This window comes from Algoriphagus halophilus (genome assembly GCF_041729275.1).
Taxonomy (GTDB): domain Bacteria; phylum Bacteroidota; class Bacteroidia; order Cytophagales; family Cyclobacteriaceae; genus Algoriphagus; species Algoriphagus halophilus_A.
The window spans coordinates 5136962-5146454 of sequence record NZ_CP146486.1; the positions used below are offsets into that span (position 1 = coordinate 5136962).

6 protein-coding genes and 1 pseudogene are annotated in these 9493 nt (G+C 39.5%); 2 read left to right on the forward strand and 5 right to left on the reverse strand.

Features of this window, described 5'->3' with window-relative positions; genetic code table 11:
• Positions 1–3 precede the first annotated feature (3 nt).
• The 5 genes and pseudogenes from V8V91_RS27755 to V8V91_RS27775 all read right to left on the reverse strand — a co-directional run bounded on the left by V8V91_RS27755 (position 4) and on the right by V8V91_RS27775 (position 7455).
• Positions 4–465, reverse strand: coding sequence for a hypothetical protein (locus V8V91_RS27755; RefSeq protein ID WP_373398201.1), 462 nt, complete (start codon positions 463–465; stop codon positions 4–6).
• A complete protein-coding gene (locus tag V8V91_RS27760; RefSeq protein WP_373398202.1) occupies positions 462–2480 on the reverse strand; it encodes a TonB-dependent receptor domain-containing protein in 2019 nt (672 codons plus the stop codon). Before V8V91_RS27760 ends, V8V91_RS27755 begins: the two co-directional genes overlap by 4 nt.
• Positions 2481–2926: 446 nt before the next feature.
• On the reverse strand, positions 2927–4012 hold the full coding sequence (locus V8V91_RS27765; protein ID WP_373400829.1) for an APC family permease: 1086 nt from the start codon (positions 4010–4012) through the stop codon (positions 2927–2929).
• Entirely contained in the window at positions 3913–4233 is a 321-nt protein-coding gene (locus V8V91_RS27770; RefSeq protein WP_373400866.1) for a hypothetical protein, read from the reverse strand. The genes V8V91_RS27765 and V8V91_RS27770 overlap by 100 nt, the downstream gene beginning before the upstream one ends.
• Before the next feature lie 91 nt (positions 4234–4324).
• Positions 4325–7455 (reverse strand): annotated as a pseudogene (locus V8V91_RS27775) (WD40/YVTN/BNR-like repeat-containing protein).
• A gap of 56 nt (positions 7456–7511) precedes the next feature.
• Here V8V91_RS27775 and V8V91_RS27780 point away from each other — a divergent pair.
• Both V8V91_RS27780 and V8V91_RS27785 read left to right on the forward strand, forming a co-directional pair.
• Positions 7512–7754, forward strand: coding sequence for a hypothetical protein (locus tag V8V91_RS27780; protein ID WP_373398203.1), 243 nt, complete (start codon positions 7512–7514; stop codon positions 7752–7754).
• The gene (locus V8V91_RS27785) at positions 7739–9472 is read left to right on the forward strand and encodes a M1 family metallopeptidase (protein WP_373398204.1); all 1734 of its coding nucleotides are present in this window, start codon (positions 7739–7741) and stop codon (positions 9470–9472) included. Before V8V91_RS27780 ends, V8V91_RS27785 begins: the two co-directional genes overlap by 16 nt.
• The last annotated feature ends 21 nt before the right edge of the window (positions 9473–9493 follow it).

Consider the following 9493-nt stretch of genomic DNA (forward strand, 5'->3'; position numbering starts at 1 on the left):
AGGTCATTTGCCAAAGGAAACAGTGTAGGTAAATGATGGGAAAACTGAACCCAAGATTGAAACCTGAAAAGGAATCAACCTTTGTGATCTTCCTTCTCGTTGGAAAAATACCGAATAGGCATTCCTTCTACCTGTAAGGTTGTAGACACTAAAATTGATCTTGTCATCCCATTTTCTTACAAATCCATTGGTTAGGTAAGAAAAGTCAATTCTAAAGTAGTTTGGGATCCTAAATTCATTTCTATTCCCAAAATTGGGAACAAAAATCCCTCCTACTACATAGTTAGAGGTAAGTCCAGTAACCGGCCTACCCGATGAAAAATTGAAATTCATATTGAAAGTTTTCCCCTTTCTGAAATGGATGTTGGTAACTAGTGAAACGGTATGAGGCTTGTCAAAATTGGTAGCAAACCAGTTGCCCTGATTGACTTGAATTTGAGGAAATTCGGAGGTGGTTCTGATCAAGGATCTAGTATAGGTGTAAGCAAGCCAACCTGTGATACCACCACTGTTTTTTGGATCAATACTTCAGCACCATAGGCTCTGCCTTCTCCTTGGATCAATTCGGTTTCCAAGTGCGGATTTACAAACAAATCAGCAAAATCCCGGTATTCCAATTGATTGTCTGTCGTCCGGTAAAATCCCTCAAGAGAGGTTGACCACATATCTTCTTTGAAGTTTCGGAAGTATCCCAAAGAAACATTATAGGATCGTTGTGGAAGGATATAAGTTGTACTCAGCTGCCAAAGGTCTATTGGTGTTGGACCCGTAGCATTGGAGATGGTCTGTAGGTATTGGTTCAAAACCGAATATCCGCCTTTTATAGAACTAGAATTTCCTAAAGTCCAACGGAAGGAAAGCCTTGGTTCAAGACCATTGTACTTCACTACTTGTCCACTTTCTATGAAATCAACTCCATCAATCGTCAACCTTGATCTTGGAACTCCCTCTTGATATCTATAGACTGAGTCGGGCCCTTGTTGAATATAATTTGAATATCTGACTCCGCCTGAAACAGAAAAGTTTTCTGATGGATTCCATTCAGCAGATACAAATGGAGCAAATTCCAATCCTCTCTCTTTCTGATTGTATTCTGCCACTATCCCTGATTCTGGTGTAAGTGGATTAAGAGTTTCTGGTCTCATGGTGTATTGGATTGCCTCAGCACCAAAGTTAATGTCCACCTTTTCGAGCGTTAAAAACCCGGTTATTTTTCCTTGGTAGTAGTAAAGACCATTTTCAATTTTTGAGGGGTCTATTTGAGAGGGTTCAAAAAAACTATTGTTGAATGAACCAAAAGCTGCCATTCCTATCAGAGAGAAGTTGTCGGTCAAAAGATTGCGGCTGGTCAATGATCCCACGAGATTATCCCATTCAAAACCAAACTGGTTGGAAAACCTGAAATAATCTCCAGTATTTAGCAAGTTAAAATCAAGGCTGTTATTCTCAGAAAATTGGTGATTAATTCCCAAATAAAAATCGTGGAAGTTAATCTTACTATTTTTTACATCCACTTCATTTACTTTGTTCAAAATCCAATTGGTGTTGGATAACCTGGAGGCAAAAATTAGAGAGGTCTTTTCTGGGACGATAGGCCCTTCTATCAGGAATTTGCTGATCGAGGTTCCTAAGGAAACATTTCCTTTCCAGTTTTCTCTGCTACCTTTTCTCATTTCAATGTTCAATGCTGACGCACTCCTTCCTCCAAAGTAGCTTGGGACTGTTCCTTTAAACAGCGTAAAGTTTTGAAGTACATCACCATTAAATGAGGATAGGAAGCCCAAAGCATGACTGTTACTAAGCACTATCGCTTCATTCATCATGATCAGATTTTGATCCGCTTGACCACCCCTAATATTCATGCCTGCAGAACCTTCACCTACAGAATTCACTCCCGGCATGGATTGAAGCACATTAAATACATCAGACTCGCCTAAAAATGCCGGGACTAATTTTATTTCATCGATGTTCATTTTGGTAACACCGGTAATAGCTCCCCGGATGTTTCTATCTCGCTCCTCTGCTTGTACCGTAAATACCTCCAATTCAAAATCTTGATCGGTGAGCGCTAAGTCCAATTGGCCATCTCCATATAGAAAAACGATGTATCGAGCTGGTCTTTTTCCAAATTGCCGAAAAACGATTCGGTGTTTTCCTGAATCAAGTGAAATTGAATATTGCCCCTTCGAATCAGTATTGTTTCCACCAAAGATTCCGTCGATATGAATGGAAACACCTTCCAATGGCTCGGATGTCTCATTTTGAGTGATCGTTCCTTTTAATAAATATTTCGATCTTTTGGATTCATCTTTCTGTTCAAATCTGACTTCTGTAAATTCATTCTGTGCATAGCTAGATCGGAAACGAAAAGCCAATAATGGCATCAACATCAGAAATAAAAGTTGAGGATTGAATGTGATATTCCTATGGAATAGACTTTCCTTTAATGATCTAAAAAATAGTAGGTGCTTGATTTTCAATGTGTTGATTTTGGGTTGTTAATTGAATGGGCACTTCATTTATTTTAATTTCTTCATTCGCTAAAACAAATACCGAGAATGAAGAATTTTGCCATGGAATATTAATTATTCTGATAATGAATTGAAGTATTTTTAAGATTTCTTTAATAACTAGTTGTTTTTCAATTACAAGAGTCAGTATACCAGTAAATTATATAATTCGGACAGAGATAAAAAGGAATTTATTATCTTAATTATTTCTCATCCTGAGCGGATGGTAGCACCATGGGTTCAAACTATCAAGAACAATCCTATTCAGGTGTATGGAATGTGAGAGAATACCGAGGGCAGGTTGTTGGTCGGCGACCATTCAAAAGCAATTAATTCCGTTTTCACTTGCGTAAACCTGGAGATACCTGGGCTTATCGCGGCTTCATGGAAAGAAAATTGTTGACATCTATGGTTTGTTAGGTACCTCTACCTACTTGTTTGACTCTTGAAGCCGGGCTTTTTTTATCAAGTAAATAAAGGAATAACCCCAAACCCATTATTCCAAGTCCTGCCAAACTCTCCCAAGGCCTGTCCCAAAATAGGTAGCAACTAATAGCAAGACTAAAGACGATGTATACCCATTGCAATAGCGGTTTGAAGGGGGTTCGAAAACCAGAACCTTCCTGAATTTTAAGGGAAGAATAAACAGTAATTGTCCCCATCAATTGAAGCACAAAACCAGCATAAATCAATACCTGTTCGAAAGAACCAGATAAAAATAAAAGTAGGCTAATGAGTGTATTTAATCCAATTGCAATAATGGGAATCCCATTTTTATTTTCTTTAGCTAGGGGTTTCCAAAGCCTGAAATCTTTAGCCATGGCGTGGGTAATCCTCGGGCCTACCCAAGTATATCCACTGATGGTGGCTATTAATTGAATTGCAATAAAAAAGCTGATCCAAATAGCGCCTAAAGGCCCCAATAAATTTTCAAAAGAGATCGTAGCTACTTCCACGTTTCCTTTCAAATCAGAAAGCGAAGCATGTTTTAGCAATACAAATTGGAACAAAACATACAAGATCAAAACCAAGATAGTCGAGGTGATCAAAGCCTTTGGTAGATTCTTTTTGGGACTTTGGACTTCTTCAATAATATAGGCAGCAGAATTCCAACCTGTATAGGCATAGAATACATAAACTAAAGAGACTGCAAAACCAGGACTGAAAATCTCCGAGCTCCATGAGTTGGAAAAATCAAGAGAAGAGGAAAGACTTTTGGAGGGTAAAGTGAAGCCGATCAGAATTAATGAAACAATGAATAAAATTTTAATTAAAGTAAGCACGTTTTGAACTTGACCGCTTCTTTTGATGGAAGTGACATGGGCAATTGGAATTAATAATATAGTCAATAAACCAGGTAGGTTGCTATTTCCTGAGAAAGGACGCAAGTAGTCGTTCATAGCTATTCCTGCAATGGCAATTGGTGCAGAAAACCCAACTGTAAGCGAAACCCAAGCATATAAATAGCCGATAGATGGATGGATTGTTTCCGAAAGAAAAATATAATCGCCTCCTGACTTTTGAAGTGGGTTCCTAATTCGGAATACACCAATGCTCCAATGAGTGCCATGATGCCGCCAAATACCCAAAGGATGAAAATAGACCACGTGTTTTGGACTTCATTCAATTGAAAACCCAAACTGGTAAAAACTCCCGTGCCGATCATATTGGCAATGACTAATCCTGCGGCCGTTTTCCATCCAATTTTATGGTGATCAAGCATGAGCTGAAAGGAGTTGAAAATCTAAAATATCTGATTCTATTTCATAAAAAAAGCCAACCTAGTTTAGGTTGGCTTTTTTGGCTTCATGAATTTATTTCATGTTTTCGAATAAATCGATTTGAGTGTTTTTCACTTTTTCTTCAAAGGCTTTCCAATCCCCATTGATAAATTCATCTACGATGGATTTGGCCTCAGCAGCAGCTTCAACACCTTGTAGGTACAATCGTTCCTCTGTGGCGCCTGGTGCAGAATAGGAAGATCCAACATACCTTCTCGGTGCAAATACCATGGTCATAGTAGTAGGGTATAGGTTTCTAATAATTCCCTGACCTTCTCGGGTGGGACCATTGTAGGCCTCTCTTGCAGTATCAAGCTTTTTCTTAATTTCTTTGGCCGCTTTGGCTAACTCTTTTGCTTCTTCTGTATCAACATCCTTGGTGAGAGTCATGACTTTATCGATAACCTTTTGGGCTTCATCTAATCTCTTGGATGATTCAGAAACCTCATTGGTTAAAGCTTCCAATTTTTAAGGAATTCATCCTTGGCTTTCAGGTCGGCAAGGTTCATGTCTATTCTAGGGTCAGAATACACCTTGATACTGGTTTCATCTTCTTGATCTCCATAGGTGAATACTACTTTGTAAGTCCCAGGAAGTGCTTCTCCTCCTGAAGCTTCGTAAAATCCACTTCTATTGCCTCTACGACCTCCAAAGCCACCTTGGTTTTCTACAGAAGATTTTCTATCCAAATTCCAAATAATTCGATTGACTCCATTTTTTGGAACTGTTTTTAAAGTCCTGATTTGCTCACCCGCTTCATTAAAAATTGACACAGTTACGGTGTCCAATTTTTCTTTATCGTCTTGAATAATAAAGCTCAAACGTCCACCGGTTTCTCTGTTTTCTCCTGCAAAAATCCCGTCCGCGGGGAATCGTTCACCTGCTGGCTGCTGGATTTCTACTTGATAAGCATCTGGAGCTGGAACAGCGGTAATTTTGGCTTCGGGTGCAGATCCCCCATTGGCAGCAAAAATCCGCAGTGGCCTGATATCATCCAAAACATAAAAAGCTCTACCAAATGTGCCGATTACCAAATCAGCTTCTCTTTCTTGAATGGCCATATCGTAAGTTGAAACAGCTTTAGGATAACCATGCTCCCATTTATTCCATGATTTTGCCTGGTCAAAGCTGACATATAGTCCTAGTTCAGTTCCTAAGAATACCAAGTTGGGTTCCACAGGATCTTGGATAATTGAGAGGGCATATCCAGAGACTTTGGAATCATCAGCAATTCTGGTGAAAGAGCTTCCGCCATTTGATGTATGGTAGGCATAAGCTGAAAAGTCATTATTCCTGTAATTATTGGCAATTACCCAAGCTTCGTCGGCATCATAGGAAGAAGCTTGAATTTGAGGAATCCAAGAGGCTTTTGGAAGTCCGGTTAATTTACTGGCAACATTGGTCCAGGTAGCCCCACCATCCTTGGTGACCTGTACATTGCCGTCATCCGTTCCTACCCAGATCACGTTTGGATCCACCGGGCTAGGAGCAATTGCAATGATAGTCGTATGGTTTTCAGCGCCTGTGATATCATAAGTTAATCCACCGGTTTCCTGCTGTCTTTGCTTGGTGCTATCATTGGTTGTTAAATCAGGTGAGATGATTTCCCAAGTATCCCCACTATCCGTTGATTTATGTAAAAATTGAGATCCATAATAGACAGTGTTTTCATCATGTGGATCCTGTGCAATGGCTGCATTCCAATTGAATCGAAGGAAAACTTCCTTATCGGGATGAGTAGGTCTAATGGTTTTATTGTGCCCGGTTTCCTTATCGAATCTGGAAACATTACCTGCTTGCGACATAGTGTATCCAAATCTAGAATTTGCAGGATGCGGAACTACATCAAACCCATCTCCAAATGAAACTTCTTGCCAATAGCTATTTCTAATACCATCTCTTCTCCAAACATAGGCAGGACCGGTCCAAGATCCATTATCTTGCATTCCTCCATAGATATAATAAGGCAACTCATTGTCAACATTCACATGGTAAAATTGACCTACTGGAAGATTGTCAGCAAAAAACCAAGTTTTGCCCCCATCCCTTGAAATGTTTAGCCCACCGTCATTTCCATCAATAAGAATCTTGGGATCATTCGGGTTGATGTACCAAGCATGGTGATCTGGATGGACTCCTTGGTATTGAAGTAATTGGGTAAATGATTTACCTCCATCTTCCGTGATTCCCACCCTTGAATACAAGGTGTATAGCCTATTCTCATTTTTTGGATCCGCGTGAATATCAAAATAATAAAAAGGTCTATCCCCGATAGAACCATCCGAATTGATCATTTTAAAATTTTCACCACCATCTTCTGAAACATAAAGAGCATTTTTGGAGGACTCCACCAAAGCATACACCTTACTACTATTGGCAGCTGAAATGGCGAGCCCCATTCTTCCTAAATCACCTTTGGGTAAGCCATTGCTTTCATCTAGTTCCTTCCAATTATCTCCTCCGTCATACGTAACGAAAAGCCCAGAAGAAGGACCTCCAGATTCAAAGAAATAAGGGTATCTTCTGTGTTGCCACATATTGACAAAAATCTTATTTGGATTATTCGGATCCATGATCATTTCACCGACACCCGTCTTGGTATCTATGTATAGAATTTTTTCCCAAGTTTTACCTCCATCAGTAGTCCTGTATAGTCCTCTGTCTTCTTGCTCTCCCCAAGGAGATCCAATGGCTCCGACGTAAACGGTGTTGGGGTCATCTGGATGTACAATGATCCGGTGAATGGCTTTGGTGTTTTCCAGTCCCATAAGCTCCCATGTGGCACCTGCATCCATAGAGCGATAAACTCCACCTCCTAGACTTAAAGAGTTTCTGGGGTTCCCTTCTCCAGTACCTACCCAAATGATATTTGGATTTTTCTGATAAATGGAAATGGAACCAATAGAATGTACTTTTTGATCGTCAAAAATTGGCTTCCAAGTCACGCCTCCCGAAGTGCTTTTCCATAGCCCTCCTGAGGCAGATCCAGCGTAAATAACGGAAGGATTGTCATCAATGGCATCGATGGCTGTAATTCTTCCACTCATGGCTGCTGGTCCAATGCTTCTTGCTTTCATAGACTTAAACAAGTCCATATCTACTTCTTGAGCATGAGCTGAAAGACTCAGCAAAATCGCCAAAGTCAAAAGGTAAATTTTTCTCATGTTTGGTTTTTGGTTTATATCGATAATAAATAAAGTAAAATCCCAAATAACATCCATTGATTATTATAGTATCGGTTTTAAACTCATGGGGATTTAAAGAAACAAAAGGTCAATTTTTTACCGGTGGTTTGTGGCTGGTATGCATTTTGATTTTATTTGTGATAAAAAATAATCCTATGCTTAACATTGTGAATAAGCCTTTCATAGGGCTTTTTCTTTTTGTATTACAGGAACTGCTGCATTTGCCCAAACAGGAAGATTTCAGCAGTCGGTTGATTACAAAATGGAAGTGGATATGAATGTCACTACCAATCAGTACTCAGGAACCCAAATTCTCAAGTACACCAACAATTCACCAGATACCCTTTACAAAGTATTCTACCACTTGTACTTTAATGCTTTCCAGCCTGGAAGTATGATGGATGAAAGATCAAGATCAATTTCTGATCCTGATAGAAGAGTGGGGGATAGAATCAATGCGCTCTCTCCAAGTGAAATTGGATACCTTCATGTCAATTCATTGACCATGGATGGCATGAAAGTAGATTTTGAGGAAGTGGAAACCATTCTGGAAGTGACGCTTCCAAAACCCATTTTACCCCATTCAGAAGTAGAGTTCAATATGTCATTTGTAGGTCAGGTACCAATTCAAATTAGACGTTCTGGAAGAGATAGCAGTGAAGGCGTAAGGTATTCCATGTCACAATGGTACCCTAAAATGGCTAATTATGACGAGCAAGGCTGGCACTCCAATCCTTATATAGGTAGAGAATTTTATGGGATTTGGGGAGATTTTGACGTGAAAATCACGATTGATAAATCTTACACCCTTGGAGGAACCGGTTATCTTCAAAATCCAAATCAAATCGGACATGGATATGAGGATAAGGGCGTAACTGTACCAAAGCCTACAGGAGAAACACTTACTTGGCATTTCAAAGCGCCAATGGTTCATGATTTCATGTGGGCTGCCGACCCAAAATATAGACATGAAAAAGTAGAAATGGAAAATGGGATCACTGTTCACCATTTATTTATCCCAACTGAAGAGACTACAGAGAACTGGGAAAAGCTAAAGGAATATACTCCAAAGGCAATTAACTTTTTATCTGAGCATTTTGGTCAGTATCCTTATAAGCAATTTTCTGTGATCCAAGGTGGAGACGGAGGGATGGAGTATGCCATGTCTACTTTAATCACTGGAGGAAGAAATTTAAGAGGCTTGGTTGGAGTAATGGCGCATGAGTTAGCACATAGCTGGTTTCATGGCGTTTTGGCTACAAACGAATCCTTATACCCATGGATGGATGAAGGTTTTACCAGTTATGCATCTAGTTTAACGATGTCAGAAATCTATAGCCCTTCCGAAAAACCTCTTGCAGGTTCTTATTCTGGCTATTATAGACTAGTGAAATCTGGTAAGGAAGAGCCTATGAGTACACATTCAGATCACTATCATACAAATTCAGCCTATAGTTCTGCAGCTTATAGTAAAGGTGCCGTATTCCTGGAGCAAATGGGCTATATCATAGGAGCTGATGTGCGAGATAGAGGAATGCACCGGTATTGGAATACCTGGAAGTTTAAGCATCCAAATGCGAATGATTTGATCAGGGTGATGGAGAAAGAGAGTGGTTTGGAACTGGATTGGTATAAAGAATACTTTGTTTATACGACCAAAACCATCAATTACGGGATCAAAGAAGTGAATCCACAAGGAGATCAAACAGACATTATTTTAGAAAGAATCGGTTTGATGCCAATGCCTATTGACTTGGTGATTACCTATAAGGATGGAAGCCAGGAAATGGTTTATTTACCATTAGCGATCATGAGAGGAGAAAAAGCACCTGAAGCAGGGGCTCCAAATAGGATCTTAACAGAGGATTGGCCTTGGACTAATATTTCCAAGAAAATTACCATTGATAGAAAAATGAATTCCATTAAATCTATTGAAATTGATCCGAGTAAAAGGTTAGCTGATGTTGAACAAGAAAATAATAAAGTGGAGTTTTAATGCTCCCTTTTATTTGCTATA

Excerpts from the sequence above, each read along its gene's own strand:
- V8V91_RS27785 (WP_373398204.1), top strand. The coding sequence starts at position 7,739 with ATGGAAGTGGATATGAATGTCACTACCAATCAGTACTCAGGAACCCAA.
- V8V91_RS27770 (WP_373400866.1), bottom strand. The coding sequence starts at position 4,233 with ATGCTTGATCACCATAAAATTGGATGGAAAACGGCCGCAGGATTAGTC.